Source organism: Pseudomonas sp. LjRoot277 (assembly GCF_964253845.1).
Taxonomy (GTDB): domain Bacteria; phylum Pseudomonadota; class Gammaproteobacteria; order Pseudomonadales; family Pseudomonadaceae; genus Aquipseudomonas.
Map to the genome: position 1 here is coordinate 5,107,067 of NZ_CAXURI020000001.1, position 17,522 is coordinate 5,124,588.

Consider the following 17,522-nt stretch of genomic DNA (forward strand, 5'->3'; position numbering starts at 1 on the left):
CCACAGCCGCTGGTTGATTCCTCCTCCTGACTGAGTGCTTAAGTAGCCACAGCAAGCAGGACGCGTACGTCGCGACGCCGGCCCAATTGGTCGGGGTTCGCTAGACACTGGAGTGTCCAACCACTCCTGACGCACCTGACACCGACCATGAGAAGTCGTGTGTGCCGAACGCCGTTTCCGGCAGCCCGGAAACCGACGGTACTACATGAAAAGAATGCTGATTAACGCAACTCAACCCGAAGAGTTGCGTGTTGCACTGGTAGATGGCCAACGCCTCTACGACCTGGACATCGAATCCGGTGCACGCGAGCAGAAAAAGGCCAACATCTATAAAGGCCGGATTACTCGCATCGAACCAAGCCTTGAGGCTGCCTTTGTCGATTTCGGCTCTGAGCGCCACGGCTTCCTGCCCCTCAAAGAAATCTCCCGCGAATACTTCAAGAAAGCCCCCGAAGGCCGCGTCAACATCAAGGACGTCCTGAGCGAAGGCCAGGAAGTCATCGTTCAGGTCGAAAAAGAAGAACGTGGCAACAAGGGCGCAGCCCTGACCACCTTCATCAGCCTGGCCGGTCGTTACCTGGTTCTGATGCCAAACAACCCGCGTGCCGGCGGTATCTCCCGTCGCATCGAAGGTGAAGAGCGCAACGAACTGCGTGAAGCCCTGAACGGCCTGGTTGCACCAGCCGACATGGGTCTGATCGTTCGCACTGCCGGCCTGGGCCGCAGCAGCGAAGAAATGCAGTGGGACCTCGACTACCTGCTGCAACTCTGGACCGCCATCAAAGAAGCCTCGCTGGATCGCTCCGCGCCTTTCCTGATCTACCAGGAAAGCAACGTGATCATCCGCGCCATCCGCGATTACCTGCGCCAGGACATCGGCGAAGTGCTGATCGACAGCGTTGAAGCCCAGGACGAAGCCCTGACCTTCATCCGCCAGGTGATGCCGCAGTACGCCAGCAAGATCAAACTGTACGAAGACAGCGTTCCGCTGTTCAACCGTTTCCAGATCGAAAGCCAGATCGAGACCGCTTTCCAGCGCGTCGTTGAACTGCCTTCCGGCGGCTCCATCGTTATCGATCCGACCGAAGCCCTGGTGTCCATCGACATCAACTCGGCGCGCGCCACCAAAGGCAGCGACATCGAAGAAACCGCTCTGCAGACCAACCTTGAAGCCGCCGAAGAAATCGCCCGTCAGTTGCGCTTGCGCGACATCGGCGGCCTGATCGTCATCGACTTCATCGACATGACCCCTGCCAAGAACCAGCGCGCCGTGGAAGAGAAAGTCCGCGAATGCCTGGAAGCCGACCGCGCTCGCGTGCAAGTCGGTCGCATCTCGCGCTTCGGCCTGCTGGAAATGTCCCGTCAGCGCCTGCGTCCATCGCTGGGCGAAAGCAGCGGCATCGTTTGCCCGCGTTGCAACGGCACCGGCATCATCCGTGACGTTGAATCGCTGTCGCTGGCGATCCTGCGCCTGATCGAAGAAGAAGCCCTGAAAGACCGCACTGCCGAAGTTCGCGCCCAAGTGCCGATCCCGGTCGCCGCGTTCCTGCTCAACGAAAAACGCAACTCGATCACCAAGATCGAACTGCGCACCCGTGCCCGCATCGTCATTCTGCCGAACGATCACCTCGAAACGCCGCACTTCGAAGTGCAGCGTCTGCGCGATGACAGCCCGGAAGCTGCAGTCGGCCAGTCCAGCTACGAAATCGCTGCTGCCGCTGCCGAAGTCGAAGAAGTCCAGCCAGCCGCTGCGACCCGCACCCTGGTTCGCCAGGAAGCCGCGGTCAAGACCGCTCCGGCCCGCGCCAATGCTCCGGTTCCGACCGAAGTCGTCGCTGCCGCACCTGTTGCCGCACCGGCCGCCGCGCCAGAGCCAAGCCTGTTCAAAGGCCTGGTGAAGTCGCTGGTCAGCCTGTTCGCAACCAAGGAAGAGCCTGCTGCTCCGGTTGTGGTTGAAAAACCGGCGACCACCGAGCGTCCGGCCCGCAACGAAGAGCGTCGCAACGGTCGTCAGCAGAGCCGCAACCGTAACGTTCGCCGCGATGAAGAGCGCAAGCCTCGCGAGGAACGTGCACCGCGTGAAGAGCGCGCACCACGTGAGCCACGCGAAGCCCGCGAGGAAACTCCGGCAGTAGCAGTCGCCCGCGAAGAACGCGCTCCACGTGAAGAGCGCGCACCACGTGCCCCTCGTGAAGAACGTGCACCGCGCGCTCCTCGCGAAGATCGCAAGCCACGTGGCGATCGTGAAGAGCGTCCGGTTCGTGAACTGCGCGAGCCTCTGGATGCTGCTCCGGCCGCAGCTGCTGTTGCTGAAGAACGTCCAGCTCGCCAGCCACGTGAAGAACGTGCTCCACGCCCACCGCGTGAAGAACGTCAGCCACGTGCCGAGCAAGCTGCTGCCGCAGTAGCTGAAGAAGAGCTGGTTACCAACGAAGAGCAACTGCAGGAAGATGGTCAGGACGGCGCCGAAGGCGATCGTCCACGCCGCCGCTCCCGTGGCCAGCGTCGTCGCAGCAACCGTCGCGAGCGTCAACGCGATGCCAACGGTAATGTGATCGAAGGTTCGGAAGAATCCGAGTCCGCCGAAGGTAACGAAGCTGCCGAAACCAACGAAGCGCCAAGCGCTGCCGATCTGGCCGCCGGCCTGGCTGTTACCGCAGCCGTTGCCAGCACCGTGATCAGCGCTCCAGCCGAAGCACAGGCTAACGAGCAAGCCGAACGCGCGACTGCCGCCACCCTGGAAACTGCTCCAGTGGAAGCGCCAGTGGTTGAAGCAACGACTCCGGTCGAAGCCACCACCGCTCCGGAAATCGAAGTAGCCCCGGTTCGTGAAGCACAGCCTGTCGTTGAAGCTGCCGCTGAGCCAGTGGTTGCCGCAGAACCGGTTGTCGAAACAGCCAGCGAAACAGTGACCGAAGCTGTCCGTGAAGTTCGCGAAGAGCAAACCGCGTTCAACTGGGTTGCCGAGCCAGCCGCCGCCGAAGCGCCAGAAGCCGAGGCCATGGTGTCCGAGCCAGTGGTTGCTGCTGCCGAGCCTGCTCCGATGGTTGAAGCGCCGGTTGTTGCCGAAGTGGCCGCACCGGAAGTCGAAGCCGCCCCTGTCAGCGCCCTGACGCCGAGTGGCCGTGCGCCGAACGATCCACGTGAAGTGCGTCGTCGCAAGCGTGAAGAAGAGCGTCTGCAGAAGGAAGCCGAACTGGCTGCCGCTGCTGCTCCGGCGGCTGTCGAACCAGCACCGGTTGTCGCTGAAGTCGTCGAGGCAACACCTGCCCCGGCTGCTGAAGTCGCTGCTGCCGAACCCGCTGAATCGGTGATCGAAGAAGCACCGCGCTCCGTTCAGGAAGCGGTAGAGCAACACGAGCAAGCCCTGGAAAAAGAACACGAGCCTAAACCTCTCGTCTGATTCCATCGGCCACTAAAAAGCCCCGCCTGGTGATCCAGGCGGGGCTTTTTTTATGTCCAAAAAATCAAAAGATCGTCCGAAGGCTCGGGCCGCGTTCGGACGATCTTTTGGGGATCACACAAACACTAATTTCTCTGGAACGTCCACATCCCACAACACCCCGGGATCGTCTACCGCCACCTCGACCACTCTCGCCTGCGCAAACAACGCCTTGGCCCCTCGATCACCGGACAACGCCATCAACGCCGGACCAAAGCTGCGCCCAAATCCCACTGGATGCCCATACTCGCCTTGATGCACCGGAACACTGACGGCGTCATCGGCAATCCCCGCCACCACACGTTCAATACTCGCGGGAAGGACAAACGGCATATCCCCCAGCACAATCAGCCAGCCACTGAGCTGCGGACACGCCGCCACCCCGACCGCGATGCTGTCGCCCATGCCGGTCGATTCGATCAGCACAATCTCGCAACCATAAGCCTTGGCCATGCGGATCACTTGTGGTCGATCCACAGTGGTCACCAGGACGCGCTTCTCAAGGGAGGCCGGCAAATTCACCAGCACTTGCTCGATCATCGAATGAACAGCACCCTCGCGCCCCGTGCAATCCGCCACCAGCTTGTCCCTCTCGGCACCGGCCTCCTGTCGAAACCGACTGCCCTGCCCCGCAGCCAAAACGATGACGCCGATCGGTTCACTCATACCACCTCCTGCAACGGCTTCTTCTGCTTGAGCTCGACGCCGTTCTTGATCGCCACGATTTCAGCCAGCAGCGACAAGGCGATTTCCGCCGGTGTGTGGCTGCCGATGTGCAAACCGATCGGACCATGCAGCCGCTCGATTGCCTCATGTGACAAGCCTAGCTGAGCGAGGTTATCCCGGCGCTTAAGGCTGTTGACCCGGGAACCCAGCGCACCGACATAAAACGCCCTGGAATCCAGCGCCGTGAGCAGCGCCATGTCATCGAGCCGAGGATCGTGGGTCAGCGCGACGATGGCCGTACGCTCGTCAGTCTGAATGCTCAGCACCGCTTCATCGGGCATGCCCGAAACAAATCGCCCGTGCTGCTCTTCCCAGCCGTAAACGAACTCGGTGCGCGGATCGCAGATCAGCACTTCGAAATCCAGCAGCCGCGCCATCTCGGCGACATAACGGGACAACTGCCCCGCACCGATCAGCAACAGCCGCCAACGCGGACCGTAAATGGCCCGCAACGTCTTGCCATCGAACGTCAGGACATCCGTCTTGTCGGCCGGCTGCAGAATGACTTCACCCGTCTCGACACTGAGCGAGCGAGCAACAATCTCATGCGCCTCGCAGCGCGCCAGCAACTCGGCGACCCAAGCCGGATCGCCGACCCGCTCCTCGGTCAGGCGCAAGGTGCCGCCGCACGGCAAACCGAAGCGTGCCGCCTCCTCACGGGTGACGCCGTAAGTGATCAATTGCACCGGCGGCCCATCGGCGGGAATACGACCGTCGTGCAGCCGGGCAATCAAATCGTCTTCGACACAACCACCGGACACCGAGCCAATCACCACACCATCTTCACGCAAGGCCAGCATGGCGCCAGGGGCCCGAGGCGCGGTGCCCCAGGTCTGGACCACGCTGTACAACACCACCCGTTGACCGGCGCGGCGCCATTCCAGCACGCTGCGCAGGACATTCAGATCGACGCTGTCCATCAGGCTTGCGCCTTCTGCCAACCTTGCAGCTGATAGCGAACCGGCAGGTCACGGATGCGCTTGCCGGTGGCGGCAAAGATTGCGTTGCACAGCGCAGGCGCAATCGGTGGCACGCCCGGTTCACCAACCCCGCCCAATGGCACGTTGCCTGGCGGCGTGACCAGATGAACCGCGACCTCCTTCGGTGCCAGGGACATGCGCGCCACTTCGTACATATGGAAGTTGTCCTGCTGGACCTTGCCGTCCTTGAAGCTGATTTCCCCCAGCACCGCGTTGCCCAGACCCATGACACAGGCGCCTTCGAACTGCGCACGAATACGCTCGGGGTTGATCTGCGGACCGCAATCCACCGCAATGTCGGCCTTGTGCACGATCAGCGTGCCGTCGTCTTTGACTTCGACCTCGATCACCGCCGCCACATAGGTCACGAAACTGTAATGCACCGCCAGCCCCAGGCCTCGGCCCTTGGGCAACTCGCGGCCCCAACCGGCGGCTTTGGCGGCGGTTTCCAGCACCGTACGCAGACGTGCGGTGTCGATCGGATAACGCTCGGGCGATTCGCCGTAGTTCCACTCTTCACTCAAGGTGCGCGGATCGATCTGCCGGTCCGGGCCGAGCAATTTGATCTGGTACTTGAGAGGATCCTGACCGGCCTTGTGCGCCAGTTCATCGACAAAGCTCTGAATCGCAAAACCGTGAGGAATGTTCGACACCGAGCGATACCAGCCGACGCGTGTGTGAATCGCCGCTTCCGGGTTTTCCAGGCGCACGTTGGGGATCGCGTAAGCCATGTTGGTAAAGCCCATGCCCAGCTCGAAGGCCGCCTCGTGGTTCATGCCCGGCGCAAACAACGCGGTGATGCTCGGCGCCACGGTGCGGTGCAACCAGCCGGACGGCAGGCCGTCCTTGTTCAGGCTGGCCTTCAGGTACTCGGCCGACACCGTGTGAAAATAGGAGCAGTGGATGTCGTCTTCACGGGTCCATTGCACCCGCACGGCCTTGCCAGGGAACTCCTTGGCAAGGATCGCAGCTTCAATGATGAAGTCCGGTTTGGATTTACGACCGAAACCGCCGCCCAGCAAAGTGACGTTAAAGGTGACGTTATCGAACGGAATGCCGAGACGTTCGCCAATTCGTTCACGGGAGACTTGTGGCGCCTGGCTTGGGGCCCAGGCTTCGCACACACCGTCCTTGAAGCGGGCGATGGCGACCATCGGTTCCATGGGCGCCTGCGTGAGGTGCGGCAGGTAATAGGACGCTTCGAGCGTGCTGTTGGCACTGCCCATGGCTTCGTCGATGTTGCCGGTATTGCGCACCACTTTGCCGGGTTTGAGGGATGCAGCCTCAATTTCCTTGCGGTAAGCGATCGAGTCGTAGCTGGCGTTGGGGCCATCGTCCCACTCGATTTTCAGCGCTTCGCGGCCCTTGATCGCCGCCCAGGTATTACTGGCCACCACGGCCACGCCGCCCAACGGCTGAAACTCCGACGGCAGCGGATGACCTTCGATCTGCACAACCTTGATCACGCCCGGGACTTTCATCGCAGCGCTGGAGTCGACGGACTTAACCTTGCCGCCGTACACCGCAGGGCGCGCAATGGTGGCGTAGAGCATGCCGTCGAAATGCACGTCTGCACCGTAAATGGCGCGGCCATTGACGATATCGGCACCGTCGATAGCCTTGGTGCCTTCCTTGCCGATATAGCGGAATTCCGACGGTTGCTTGAGCCGCAGGCTGTCACGCGCCGGTACCGCCAGCGCACCGGCTGCAGCGGCCAAAGCGCCGTAACCCAATTCACGGCCGGACGGTTTATGGAAGACTTTATGCAGCTGTGCATGGCATTCGCTGACCGGCACTTTCCACTGATTTGCAGCGGCTTGTTCAAGCATGGTCCGCGCGGCAGCACCGCAGCGACGCATCGGCTCGTACCAGTGGCGCATGCTGCGCGAGCCATCGGTGTCCTGGTTACCGAAGCGCACTTCGTCGCCCGGCGCCTGTTGCACCTTCATCATCGCCCAGTCGGCTTCCAGCTCATCGGCCACCACCATCGTCAGGCTGGTGCGCACACCCTGGCCCATTTCCGAACGGTTGCAGACCACGGTCACCGTGCCGTCAGCGGCCATGCTGACGTAAACCTTCGGATCGTCGATCCAGCCGTTGGGCATGCCATCGGCGCCGAATTTCTTCTCTTTCTCCGCAGCGAAAGCGTCTTGCCAGCCCCAACTCGCCACCAAAACCAACGCACTGGTGGCGCCAACGCCTTTGAGGAAACCGCGGCGACTGAGGTTGCTCAGCGCGAAATCATTCGGTAACTGGCTCATGCCTTGGCCTCCTTCAGGTGAGTGGACGCCTGGCGGATGGCGGTCTTGATGCGGTTGTAAGTGCCGCAGCGGCAAATGTTGCCGACCATCGCCTCTTCGATCTGTTCGTCGCTGGGGTTCGGGTTGGTCTTGAGCAGCGCTGTCGCCGACATGATCTGCCCGCCCTGACAGAAACCGCACTGGGCCACGGCGGTGTCGAGCCAGGCTTGCTGGACGACTTGCCCGACCGGGTCGGCGTGAAGGTTATCGACGGTGGTGACGTTCTGGCCGACCACCGAACCGATCGGAGTGATGCAACTGCGCGCCGGAGCGCCTTCGATATGAATGGTGCAGGCGCCGCACAGGCCCATGCCGCAGCCGAATTTGGTGCCGTTGTAACCGGCCACGTCGCGGATCGCCCAGAGCAGCGGCATGTCCTCGGTAACATCGAGTTGATGGTCTTGACCATTGAGCTTCAGGGTAATCATGGGCACGCCCGCATAGTTATTGGTTATGGGGTCGAGCAATCTGCCGCCTGGGGTTGGCGGTTGGTATCACGCAGATCGGCTCAGGCTAATGAGGCTCTCTTATGCGGACGGTAGCGTCTGCATCGGGCCTTTGATGGAGCAAACGTTTGCATCGTTAGGTGGCTAAGTTAACCCAGCATTAACAAAAAAGCCCTGCACCGTTAAACGTGTGCAGGGCTTTGAGATCAGTCTTGAAAGCGTAGCCTCAATACCGATTGGGCTCCATTTCCAGGTCAACATGGAAACGTTCTGAAATGTCTTTCTGGATGCGTTGCGCCAGGCTCAGCAATTGCAGACCAGTCGCGTTGCCGTAGTTGACCAGCACCAACGCCTGCAATTTATGCACACCGGCGTCGGCGTCACGGAAACCTTTCCAGCCGGCCCGCTCGATCAGCCACCCCGCCGCCAGTTTCATCTGCCCGTCGGGTTGCGCGTAGGCCACCAGATCCGGGTATTCACCTTTGAGTTGCGCGACGAGCGCCGCTGGCACCAACGGATTCTTGAAGAAGCTGCCGGCATTGCCGAGCACTGCCGGGTCTGGAAGCTTTTCATTGCGGATGCTGCAAATCGCCTGGCTGACATCGGTGGCGGTCGGGTGATCGATACCTTGCTCGGTCAGGCGCTGGCGCACCGGGCCGTATTCCAGATGCAGGTGCGCGGCGCGGTCCAGGATGAAACGTACCCGCAGGATCAACCAACGCCCCGGTTCCTGCTTGAACAGGCTGTCGCGGTAGGCGAAGTTGCATTCTTCCAGGGTGAAGTCCCGCAGGTCGCCGCTCTGGCGATCCAGAGCGGTCAGGCCGGCAAATACGTCTTTGATCTCCACACCATAGGCGCCGATGTTCTGCATCGGTGCCGCACCGACGGTGCCGGGAATCAGACTGAGGTTTTCCAGGCCCGACAAACCCTGCGCCAGAGTGTGCTGCACGAACGGATGCCAAGGCTCGCCGGCTTCGGCTTCGATCACGACTTTGCTGCCGTCATCACTGAGGATGCGAATCCCGCGCGTGGCCATGCGCAGCACCAGCGATTGGATATCGGCCGTCAGCAGCAAATTGCTGCCACCACCAATCACCAGCAGCGGCACGTCATGCTCCACCGCATAAGCCAGGGCTTCACGCACGTCGGCATCGCTGTGGGCTTCGGCAAACAGCCGGGCCTGAACATCGACGCCAAAGGTGTTGAACGGTTTGAGCGAAACCCGGGGTTGAACCTGCAAACTCATAACCGTCCCTTCAATTCGATCACCAGCAAATCACTGGCGCGCTCGATCAGGTCCAGCACCTGCTCGAAGCCTTGGTCGCCGTCGTAGTACGGATCCGGCACTTCATCGATTTCCGACTGGTAGCGACGCAGGAACAGGTCCAGCTCGGCCTTGCCCTTGGCCGGTTGCAAGGCCTTGAGGTTGCGCAAGTTGCTGTGGTCCATCGCCAGAATCAGGTCGTAGGTGGCGAAATCGGCGCGGGACACTTGCTGGGCGCGTTGAGCGGACAGGTCATAACCGCGCAGCTTGGCCGCCGCCTGACTGCGCTTATCCGGCGCCTTGCCGACGTGCCAGTCACCGGTGCCGGCGGAGGCCACTTCGATTTGATCGACCAGCCCCGCTTCGCGCAGTTTGTGTCGCAACACGCCTTCAGCCGTGGGCGAACGGCAGATGTTGCCCAGGCAGACAAACAAAACCCGCATCAGGCCTCCAGCAGGCGACGAACGCGCTCAAGGTCTTCGACGGTATCGACGCCCGTCGGCGGTGCAATCAGCGCGTCGGCGACGTGAATCCGCACGCCGTGCCACAAGGCACGCAGCTGTTCCAGCGATTCGGTATTTTCCAGCCAGCACGGGCCCCAGCTAACGAAGTCATCCAGGAAACCGGCGCGGTAGGCATAGATGCCAATGTGCCGACGATAGGGCACGCCTTCCGGCAATTGCTCGCGGCTTTTGGCGAACGCGTCGCGTGCCCACGGCAACGTGGCACGACTGAAAGTCAGTGCCAAGCCATTAAGGTCGCTGACGACCTTGACCACGTTGGGATTGAACAGGGTTTCCACGTCTTCGATCGGCTCGGCCAGCGTGGCCATGCGCGCTTCGGTGTGGGCGGCCAGGTTGGCGGCAACCTGATCGATCACGCTTGGCGGGATCAACGGTTCGTCACCCTGAACGTTGACCACAATGGCGTCGGGCGCCAGGCCCAGTTTCTCGGCGACTTCGGCCAAACGGTCGGTGCCGGAATTGTGATCTTCGCGGGTCAGCACCACTTCAGCGCCAAACCCGTTACAGGCCTCGACGATGCGTGCATCGTCAGTGGCAACCACCACGCGCTGAGCACTGCTTTTGCTCGCCTGTTCCCATACGTGCTGGATCATCGGCTTGCCGGCGATCAGCAGCAGCGGCTTGCCCGGCAAGCGGGTGGAGGCGTAACGCGATGGAATGACAACGGTAAAGGCTGTGGTCATTTATCCAGACGCTCGTCGGTGGTCAGGGTGCGGGCTTCGGTTTCGAGCATCACCGGGATGCCGTCGCGAATCGGGTAAGCCAGGCCTGCGCCCTTGCTGATCAGCTCGGTTTTGTCGGCGCTGAGCTTGAGCGGGCCTTTGCAGACCGGGCAAGCGAGGATATCGAGCAATTTGGTGTCCATGAGCATTCCCTGGATAAATGGATTTAAGGCAAAAGACGAGCCGGCAACAGGCGCATCAACTGCGTATCGAACCAGGCCACGAAGGCCGGCGATGGCGCAGCATCGACCGCCAGGTACCACCAATCGGCAGCGGCGAAGGCACGGCACTTCACCGCGTCCTTTTCGGTCATCACCAACGGCAATGACGGTGTGAAATTCAAGGCCTGCACGCTGTATTCGGCGTGGTCGGCAAACGCATGCGGAACTGGCTGCCAGTGTAGCGTTTCGAGGGTTGTGAAGAAACGCTGCGGATTGCCGATCCCGGCCACGGCGTGCAACGCCTGGCCAGCGGGAAAGTAGTCGAGGGGACGCCGCTCGCCACTGTGCAGATTGATCAGTTCGGTGGGTTGAAGCTGGAAGGCAAAACCGCCGTCGCGATCGGAATCGGCACCGTTGTACAGCACCGCGTCGACGCTTTGCAGGCGCTCGGCCGGCTCACGCAATGGCCCGGCGGGCAGGCAGCGCTGGTTGCCCAAACCTCGGGCGGCGTCGATCAGTACCAGCTCCAGGTCCCGGGCCAGACGGTAATGCTGCATGCCGTCGTCGGACAGGATCAGGTCCAGTGGTTCACTGGCCAGCAGTGCTTTGACGGCACGACTGCGGTCAGGGTCGATCATCAACGGAACGCCGGTACGCTGGACGATCAACAGCGGTTCGTCGCCTGCGATATCGGCGCTTTGATCCGCCTCAACCCGCCACGGCAGTTGCGGCGGTTTGGCGCCGTAACCCCGGCTAACCACGCCGACCCGCAACCCGCTGCGTTGGCAGTGCTGGATCATCCACAGAATCAGCGGCGTCTTGCCGGTGCCGCCGACGGTGATGTTACCGACCACGATCAGCGGCACCGGCGGTTGATAGATCTCGCCCTCACCCGCCAGAAAACGCTTGCGCTTGTTCATGACCACGCGCCGATACAGCCACTCCAGCGGCTGTAACAGCTTCAAGGCCGGATGACCTTGGTACCACGCGGCGAGCAAGCGTTCGGACATGGCCATCAGGGCGCGGGCGGCGCCGCCTCGACAGTGGTCATGCGCAGGTGGCTGAAACCGAGTTTACCGGCGGCGTCCATGGCGGTGATGACGGACTGATGCTGAGTCTTGCCGTCGGCGCTGATGGACAGCGGCAGGTTGGTGTCGCCACTGGATTCTTTCTGCAGCGCGTCCATCAGGGTCGCCAGGTCGTTCTTTGGCAATACCTGATTATTCACCGAGAAGGAGCCTTCGGCACTGATTGCAACATCCACGTGTTTGACCTGCTGGTCTTCGGCAGGTGAACCGCTGACCGCTTCCGGCAGATCGACACGCAATTGGGTTTCACGGGTAAAGGTGGTGGTCACGACGAAAAACAGCAGCAGGATAAACACCACGTCGATCAGCGACGCGAGGTTGATGTCTACCGTTTCCCGCGGTTTGCGGCGGAATTTCACGCTTTGCCCCCATTCAGGTCAACATCACGGTCACCCTGTACCACCTCGACCAGCTTGATCGCTTCCTGCTCCATGCCCACCACCAGTTCATCGATGCGGCGTTGCAGGAACCGGTGGAAGAATACCGCCGGAATACCGACCATCAGGCCCGCGGCCGTGGTGATCAGGGCCTTGGAAATACCACCGGCCAGCACCGCAGCGTTAGTGCCCATGCCCGTGCCCATGAACGCGCTGAAAATGTCGATCATGCCGAGCACCGTACCCAACAGACCCAGTAACGGGGCCATGGCAGCGATGGTGCCCAACGCGTTGATGTAGCGTTCGAGCTCGTGGATGACGCGCGCGGCGGCCTCTTCGATGCACTCTTTCATGATCTCGCGACCATGCCTGGAGTTGGCCAGGCCAGCAGCCAGGATCTCGCCCAACGGCGAGTTGGCGCGCAGTTCCTTGAGTTTGTCTTTATTGAGTTGTTTGTCCTTAATCCAGACCCAGACCTGCCCGAGCAAATGCTCCGGGGTCACACGGCTGGCTCGCAGGGTCCAGAGACGTTCGGCGACGATCGCCATGGCTGCGATGGAACTCAGAATGATCGGTATCATCATCCATCCGCCGGATTTGACCAATTCCCACACAGTGACAGTCCCCTCGAAAAAGTGCGCCACTCTAACATAGGGGGTGAGCGCACCGAAGACCGTGATGTCGCATCCAGTCGGTGTTTAATCCCTCCGGATTACTGCGCAGAGCGCCAGAAACGCCGTTCTTGACGCATCGTCCATGGCGGCTTGAAGCGTCCCAGTTGCAGACGGATGGCACCCTGCTCGGCGCTGTCATGGATCGATATGCCGCGCTTTCGATAGCGCGCCATGACCGTTGGATGGGGATGACCGAATGAATTGCCCTGGCCGCGGGAGATCAACACCGCTTGAGGCTGCAACCCGGCCAGCAACACCATCGATGACGAACTGCGACTGCCGTGGTGCGGCGCCTGCAACCAATCAGTGGTGACGGCCAGAGGACTGTCGAGTAGCGCCCGCTCGGCTGCGGCGTCTATATCGCCGGTCAATAACAGACGCTCACCGTTGGCTTCGATCTGCAGGACGCAGGATTTTTGATTGCTGTCGCTGGCCGAAGACCATTGCCAGAGCTGGAACCTCACATCATCCCAGACCCATTGCTTGCCGCTCTCGCAGCCTTCTGCCTGCAACTCGGCCGGCAGCGCCAGGGGATCGCCACTGACCACCCGTTTCACCGGTAGGCCATTGGCAACAGCTCGGGCGCCACCCGCATGATCGGCGTCAGCATGGCTGATCAGCATCAAATCGAGCCCCTCCACGCCCAGTTTGCGTAATGTCGGCAGCACCACCCGCTCGCCCAGGTCGAAATCGCCGAAGCGAGGTCCGGTGTCATACAACAGTGCGTGATGACGGGTGCGCACCAGGATGGCCAAACCCTGGCCGACATCCAGTTGCCAGATTTCGGCCATGCCTTCAGGCAAGATTTGCCGGGGCGGTAAAACCAGCAACAGCAGCATCGGCCAACCCAACGAGCGAAACGGCACACCCCGAGGCATTAATAGTAGAAAGGCACCGAGTGTGCCCAGCGCCCATATCCACAACGGGATGGCCACCGGTACCCACGCGGGCAAGTACCCGGCCATCAGAGCCAGGCCCTTGAACAAAAGGTCGATCAAACCTCCTGCCAACCACAGCAACCCTTCGCCCACGTAAGGAAGGGGTAAAAACAACGTACCCAGCAATGCCGGAGGCAGCACGACCAGACTGATCCACGGTACCGCCAGCAAATTGGCCACCGGCCCGCTGAGACTGATCGGCAACCCAAGCACCAGCAGCAACGGGCACAGACCAATCGCGATCAGCCATTGGGCGCGGGTCCAGGTTTGCCACCAACGCCATGGGCCCAGCCGACCACCGAAGGTGAAGATCAATACCGCCACCGCCGCGAACGACAGCCAGAAACCCGGCTGCAGACTCGCCAGCGGATCCAGCAGCAAAACACCGTCGAGCGCCAGTAACAGCGGCCACCAGGCGCCGAGGTGACGAAATCGCAGGCGCCACAACAGCACCAGACCGATCATCACGCAGGCCCGCCGCACCGGCACCTCGAAACCGGCCAGCAGTCCATAACCGAGAGCGGCCGCGAACGCCAGTCCACAGGCCCACGGCAACCAAGGCAAGCGTTTCGGCCACAGGCCATAACGGGCCAGACCGGCGATCAGCAGATACACCAGCCCTGCCAACAACCCGATGTGTTGTCCGGAAATCACCAATAGATGAACGGTGCCGGTGTCTTGCAGCACCTGCCAGTCTTCGCGACTCAGTCCGGCGCCATCCCCCAACACCAACGCCGTCAGCGCTCCCGTTCGCCCCTGGGCATCGACGGCCTGCAAGCGCTGACGGATGCCGTCGCGCCAGGCCCATTGGGCTTCCTTGAGCCGCTCGCCAGCCTTGACCGTCCCGGTCGCGCCGATGCGTTGCGCCAGCAGCCAGGCGTCGTAATCGAAGGCATGGGGATTGAGCAGCCCCGCAGGACGCTTCAACTTGACCGCCAGTCGCCAATGTTCGCCACTGTTGACCGGCGGCCCGTCATACCAGGCCAGGCGCAGCAGTTGCGGCACCTTGCCATGTCGCGACCGGGCGTCCGCCAACTCGAAACGCACGACGCCCTCATTGTTCTGGGGCAATCCCGTCACCCGACCTTCGACCCAACGGGTTTCGCCATCGAGGCTGATCGGCAGCCGATCATCCAGCGCCCACTGCGCATTCGCGCCTGCCCAACTGAAGCCGAACAGGAAAAATGCCAGTGGATAGCTGCGAAACGGCAGCAACATCAAACCGATTACCGGCAGCAACATCCATAACCAGACCGGCGGTAATACCGGTAAAAAACGCAGGATCAACAGACCCAACGCCAGCGCCATCATCCCTGTGCGCATACGCCCGTCCTTGAGAGTCCCCTCCTAGGCATAGCCGGCTAATCGCACAGGCATCGTTATTAATTGTCACAAAGTCTGAATGGGCGGTTCATAGAATCCAGACATACTTGCCGCCTTAACCGACCGAGAAGCCTTATGCCCCGGCGCTTATTCAAACGTTACATGCCAGACCCGATCAGCATCAGGGAACACAAGTCCTTACGCTTTCTCGGCACCCTGCTGCATGACCCGAACCTCTGGCACCTCAACCGCCATTCCGTCGCACGGGCCATGGCGGTGGGTCTGTTCGCGGCGTTCCTGCCGATTCCGTTGCAGATGCTGCTCGCCGCCATTCTCGCCATCATGGTGCGCGGCAACATGCCGATTGCGGTCAGCCTGGTCTGGCTGACCAACCCGATCACCATGCCGGCGGTGTTCTTCTGCACTTACCAGACCGGTGCCTGGCTGATGGACGTTCCCACCCGCCATTTGCCGGACGAGCTGACCTGGGAATGGATCAGCGGCGAACTCTCGACGCTTTGGCAGCCGTTTTTACTCGGCTCGGTGGTGACGGGACTGGTGCTCGGTGTGCTCGCCTATTGCCTGACCATGATGTACTGGCGTTGGTGGGTCGGGCGGCAGTGGCGGCGGCGCCAGAAAAGACGGATGCAGTAAACGCAAAACGGCCTCCACAGTGGGAGGCCGTTCATTTTGTGGTGTCGGGGCTGGCGCCTTCGCGAGCAAGCCCGCTCCCACATTTGATCGTTGTCGAACGCAAAATCTGTGTTTACTGAAGATCTAATGTGGGAGCGGGCTTGCTCGCGAAGCAGGCGACGCGGTCAACCTTTTAGGTACGCATCCCGCGACCACTGACCAGCAGCCGTGCGCAACCGATGTACAACACCACGGTCGCCACCAGCATGAAGGTGATCGCCACGCTGATCCTGATGTCCGAAACGCCAAGAATGCCGTAACGGAAGGCGTTGACCATGTGCAGCACCGGGTTGGCCAGGGACACGGTCTGCCAGAACGGCGGCAGCAAGGAAATCGAGTAGAACACCCCGCCCAAGTAGGTCAGCGGTGTCAGCACAAACGTCGGGATGATCGAGATGTCATCGAAGTTGCGCGCAAACACGGCGTTGATGAAGCCCAGCAGCGAGAAGATCGTCGCCGTCAGTACCACCACCAGAATGGTCACGCCCAGGTGATGCACCTGCAATTGGGTGAAGAACAGCGACAGCAGGGTCACGATGATCCCGACCATCAAGCCGCGCAGCACGCCGCCCAGGGTGTAGCCGATCAGAATCGTATGCGGCGACACCGGCGACACCATCAATTCTTCGATGGAACGCTGGAACTTGCTGCCGAAGAAACTCGAGACCACGTTGCCGTAGGAGTTGGTGATCACCGACATCATGATCAGCCCCGGCACGATGTACTCCATGTAGGTGAAGCCACCCATGTCACCGATCTGCCGGCCGATCAGGTTGCCGAAGATCACGAAGTACAGAACCATGGTGATGGCCGGCGGCAGCAGCGTCTGCGGCCAGATCCGGGTAAAGCGTTTGACCTCTCGGTAAACGATGGTGTTGAGGGCAACGAGATTGGGTTGCAGCTCAGAACTCATACCGCCACCTTCGACAGATTTTTCTCCACCAGGGACACGAACAACTCCTCGAGGCGATTGGTTTTGTTACGCAGGCTCAACACTTCGATGTTCTGCTGCGCCAATTGGGTGAATAGCGCGGTGATGCCCATGGCCTTGTCGACCTGAACTTCAAGGGTGTGGCTGTCGAGCAGCCTGGTCGGGTAACCGAGCAACTGCGGTGCCGTTTGCACAGTATTTTTGAGGTCGAGCAGGAACGTTTCCACATGCAGTTGGCCGAGCAACTGTTTCATGCTGGTGTTCTCGACGATGGTGCCGTGGTCGATGATGCCGATGTTGCGGCACAACTGCTCAGCCTCTTCCAGGTAGTGGGTGGTGAGGATGATGGTAATGCCTTTCTTGTTCAGCTCGGTGAGGAACGTCCACATCGAGCGACGAAGTTCGATGTCCACCCCCGCTGTCGGTTCGTCGAGGATCAACAGGCGCGGTTCGTGAACCAGCGCACGGGCGATCATCAGTCGACGCTTCATGCCGCCAGACAGTGAACGCGACGGCGTATCGCGCTTGTCCCACAGGCCCAGTTGGGTCAGATACTGCTCGGCGCGTTCCTTGGCGATTTTCGGCGGGATGCCGTAATAACCGGCCTGGGTCACGACGATATCGAAGGTTTTCTCGAACTGGTTGAAGTTGAATTCCTGAGGCACCACGCCGATGGAGCGCTTGAGCTGCGCAGGATTCTTGTCCAGGTCGTGACCGAAGATATTCACCGTCCCGCTGGTCTTGTTCACCAGGGTCGAGAGAATGCCGATGGTGGTAGATTTGCCGGCGCCGTTAGGGCCGAGCAAGGCGAAAAAGTCACCTTCGGCGACGTCCAGATCGATACCACTCAGGGCCTGGAAACCGTTGCCGTAGGTTTTGGTTAGCTGCCGGATGGACAGAGCGGAACTCATATCGGATTTACGCACCAAGAAG

16 protein-coding genes are annotated in these 17,522 nt (G+C 61.0%); 2 read left to right on the forward strand and 14 right to left on the reverse strand.

The window, feature by feature from the left end; all coding sequences use genetic code 11:
* The first annotated feature begins 205 nt into the window (after positions 1–205).
* A complete protein-coding gene (rne, locus tag ACSQ87_RS23970; RefSeq protein ID WP_436274519.1) occupies positions 206–3,403 on the forward strand; it encodes a ribonuclease E in 3,198 nt (1,065 codons plus the stop codon).
* Between the two features lie 114 nt (positions 3,404–3,517).
* Here rne and ACSQ87_RS23975 read toward each other — a convergent pair whose 3' ends face one another.
* The 12 genes from ACSQ87_RS23975 to ACSQ87_RS24030 form a co-directional block, all read right to left on the reverse strand.
* Positions 3,518–4,108: a nucleotidyltransferase family protein gene (locus ACSQ87_RS23975; RefSeq protein WP_436274520.1), complete on the reverse strand. Its 591-nt coding sequence runs from the start codon at positions 4,106–4,108 to the stop codon at positions 3,518–3,520.
* Positions 4,105–5,088, reverse strand: coding sequence for an XdhC family protein (locus ACSQ87_RS23980; RefSeq protein WP_436274521.1), 984 nt, complete (start codon positions 5,086–5,088; stop codon positions 4,105–4,107). The genes ACSQ87_RS23975 and ACSQ87_RS23980 overlap by 4 nt, the downstream gene beginning before the upstream one ends.
* A complete protein-coding gene (locus ACSQ87_RS23985) occupies positions 5,088–7,409 on the reverse strand; it encodes a xanthine dehydrogenase family protein molybdopterin-binding subunit (RefSeq protein ID WP_223431907.1) in 2,322 nt (773 codons plus the stop codon). The genes ACSQ87_RS23980 and ACSQ87_RS23985 overlap by 1 nt, the downstream gene beginning before the upstream one ends.
* Positions 7,406–7,876, reverse strand: a complete 471-nt coding sequence (locus ACSQ87_RS23990) for a (2Fe-2S)-binding protein (protein WP_223431908.1) — start codon at positions 7,874–7,876, stop codon at positions 7,406–7,408. Before ACSQ87_RS23990 ends, ACSQ87_RS23985 begins: the two co-directional genes overlap by 4 nt.
* A gap of 244 nt (positions 7,877–8,120) precedes the next feature.
* On the reverse strand, positions 8,121–9,140 hold the full coding sequence (murB, locus tag ACSQ87_RS23995) for a UDP-N-acetylmuramate dehydrogenase (RefSeq protein ID WP_436274522.1): 1,020 nt from the start codon (positions 9,138–9,140) through the stop codon (positions 8,121–8,123).
* Positions 9,137–9,601 carry a low molecular weight protein-tyrosine-phosphatase gene (locus ACSQ87_RS24000; protein ID WP_223431910.1) on the reverse strand — a complete coding sequence of 155 codons (465 nt, stop codon included), beginning with the start codon at positions 9,599–9,601 and terminating at the stop codon, positions 9,137–9,139. The genes murB and ACSQ87_RS24000 overlap by 4 nt, the downstream gene beginning before the upstream one ends.
* The gene (kdsB, locus tag ACSQ87_RS24005; protein ID WP_436274523.1) at positions 9,601–10,365 is read right to left on the reverse strand and encodes a 3-deoxy-manno-octulosonate cytidylyltransferase; all 765 of its coding nucleotides are present in this window, start codon (positions 10,363–10,365) and stop codon (positions 9,601–9,603) included. The genes ACSQ87_RS24000 and kdsB overlap by 1 nt, the downstream gene beginning before the upstream one ends.
* Positions 10,362–10,547: a Trm112 family protein gene (locus ACSQ87_RS24010; RefSeq protein ID WP_007945752.1), complete on the reverse strand. Its 186-nt coding sequence runs from the start codon at positions 10,545–10,547 to the stop codon at positions 10,362–10,364. Before ACSQ87_RS24010 ends, kdsB begins: the two co-directional genes overlap by 4 nt.
* Before the next feature lie 23 nt (positions 10,548–10,570).
* Positions 10,571–11,581, reverse strand: a complete 1,011-nt coding sequence (lpxK, locus tag ACSQ87_RS24015) for a tetraacyldisaccharide 4'-kinase (protein WP_436274524.1) — start codon at positions 11,579–11,581, stop codon at positions 10,571–10,573.
* Positions 11,581–12,012 carry an ExbD/TolR family protein gene (locus tag ACSQ87_RS24020; RefSeq protein WP_223431913.1) on the reverse strand — a complete coding sequence of 144 codons (432 nt, stop codon included), beginning with the start codon at positions 12,010–12,012 and terminating at the stop codon, positions 11,581–11,583. Before ACSQ87_RS24020 ends, lpxK begins: the two co-directional genes overlap by 1 nt.
* A complete protein-coding gene (locus ACSQ87_RS24025; protein ID WP_176471607.1) occupies positions 12,009–12,644 on the reverse strand; it encodes a MotA/TolQ/ExbB proton channel family protein in 636 nt (211 codons plus the stop codon). Before ACSQ87_RS24025 ends, ACSQ87_RS24020 begins: the two co-directional genes overlap by 4 nt.
* A gap of 98 nt (positions 12,645–12,742) precedes the next feature.
* Positions 12,743–14,965, reverse strand: coding sequence for a DNA internalization-related competence protein ComEC/Rec2 (locus tag ACSQ87_RS24030; RefSeq protein WP_436274525.1), 2,223 nt, complete (start codon positions 14,963–14,965; stop codon positions 12,743–12,745).
* A 135-nt stretch (positions 14,966–15,100) separates the two neighbouring features.
* Between ACSQ87_RS24030 and ACSQ87_RS24035 the strand changes: the two genes are divergently transcribed.
* Positions 15,101–15,619, forward strand: a complete 519-nt coding sequence (locus tag ACSQ87_RS24035) for a DUF2062 domain-containing protein (protein ID WP_223431915.1) — start codon at positions 15,101–15,103, stop codon at positions 15,617–15,619.
* A gap of 172 nt (positions 15,620–15,791) precedes the next feature.
* Here ACSQ87_RS24035 and ACSQ87_RS24040 read toward each other — a convergent pair whose 3' ends face one another.
* Positions 15,792–16,571, reverse strand: a complete 780-nt coding sequence (locus ACSQ87_RS24040) for an ABC transporter permease (RefSeq protein WP_149631138.1) — start codon at positions 16,569–16,571, stop codon at positions 15,792–15,794.
* Positions 16,568–17,500, reverse strand: a complete 933-nt coding sequence (locus tag ACSQ87_RS24045) for an ABC transporter ATP-binding protein (protein ID WP_223431916.1) — start codon at positions 17,498–17,500, stop codon at positions 16,568–16,570. The genes ACSQ87_RS24040 and ACSQ87_RS24045 overlap by 4 nt, the downstream gene beginning before the upstream one ends.
* Between the last annotated feature and the right edge of the window lie 22 nt (positions 17,501–17,522).

Excerpts from the sequence above, each read along its gene's own strand:
- lpxK (WP_436274524.1), bottom strand. The coding sequence starts at position 11,581 with ATGGCCATGTCCGAACGCTTGCTCGCCGCGTGGTACCAAGGTCATCCG.
- ACSQ87_RS23990 (WP_223431908.1), bottom strand. The coding sequence starts at position 7,876 with ATGATTACCCTGAAGCTCAATGGTCAAGACCATCAACTCGATGTTACC.
- ACSQ87_RS24000 (WP_223431910.1), bottom strand. The coding sequence starts at position 9,601 with ATGCGGGTTTTGTTTGTCTGCCTGGGCAACATCTGCCGTTCGCCCACG.
- kdsB (WP_436274523.1), bottom strand. The coding sequence starts at position 10,365 with ATGACCACAGCCTTTACCGTTGTCATTCCATCGCGTTACGCCTCCACC.
- ACSQ87_RS23980 (WP_436274521.1), bottom strand. The coding sequence starts at position 5,088 with ATGGACAGCGTCGATCTGAATGTCCTGCGCAGCGTGCTGGAATGGCGC.
- ACSQ87_RS24045 (WP_223431916.1), bottom strand. The coding sequence starts at position 17,500 with ATGAGTTCCGCTCTGTCCATCCGGCAGCTAACCAAAACCTACGGCAAC.
- ACSQ87_RS24040 (WP_149631138.1), bottom strand. The coding sequence starts at position 16,571 with ATGAGTTCTGAGCTGCAACCCAATCTCGTTGCCCTCAACACCATCGTT.
- ACSQ87_RS23975 (WP_436274520.1), bottom strand. The coding sequence starts at position 4,108 with ATGAGTGAACCGATCGGCGTCATCGTTTTGGCTGCGGGGCAGGGCAGT.
- rne (WP_436274519.1), top strand. The coding sequence starts at position 206 with ATGAAAAGAATGCTGATTAACGCAACTCAACCCGAAGAGTTGCGTGTT.
- ACSQ87_RS23985 (WP_223431907.1), bottom strand. The coding sequence starts at position 7,409 with ATGAGCCAGTTACCGAATGATTTCGCGCTGAGCAACCTCAGTCGCCGC.
- murB (WP_436274522.1), bottom strand. The coding sequence starts at position 9,140 with ATGAGTTTGCAGGTTCAACCCCGGGTTTCGCTCAAACCGTTCAACACC.
- ACSQ87_RS24030 (WP_436274525.1), bottom strand. The coding sequence starts at position 14,965 with ATGCGCACAGGGATGATGGCGCTGGCGTTGGGTCTGTTGATCCTGCGT.
- ACSQ87_RS24010 (WP_007945752.1), bottom strand. The coding sequence starts at position 10,547 with ATGGACACCAAATTGCTCGATATCCTCGCTTGCCCGGTCTGCAAAGGC.
- ACSQ87_RS24035 (WP_223431915.1), top strand. The coding sequence starts at position 15,101 with ATGCCCCGGCGCTTATTCAAACGTTACATGCCAGACCCGATCAGCATC.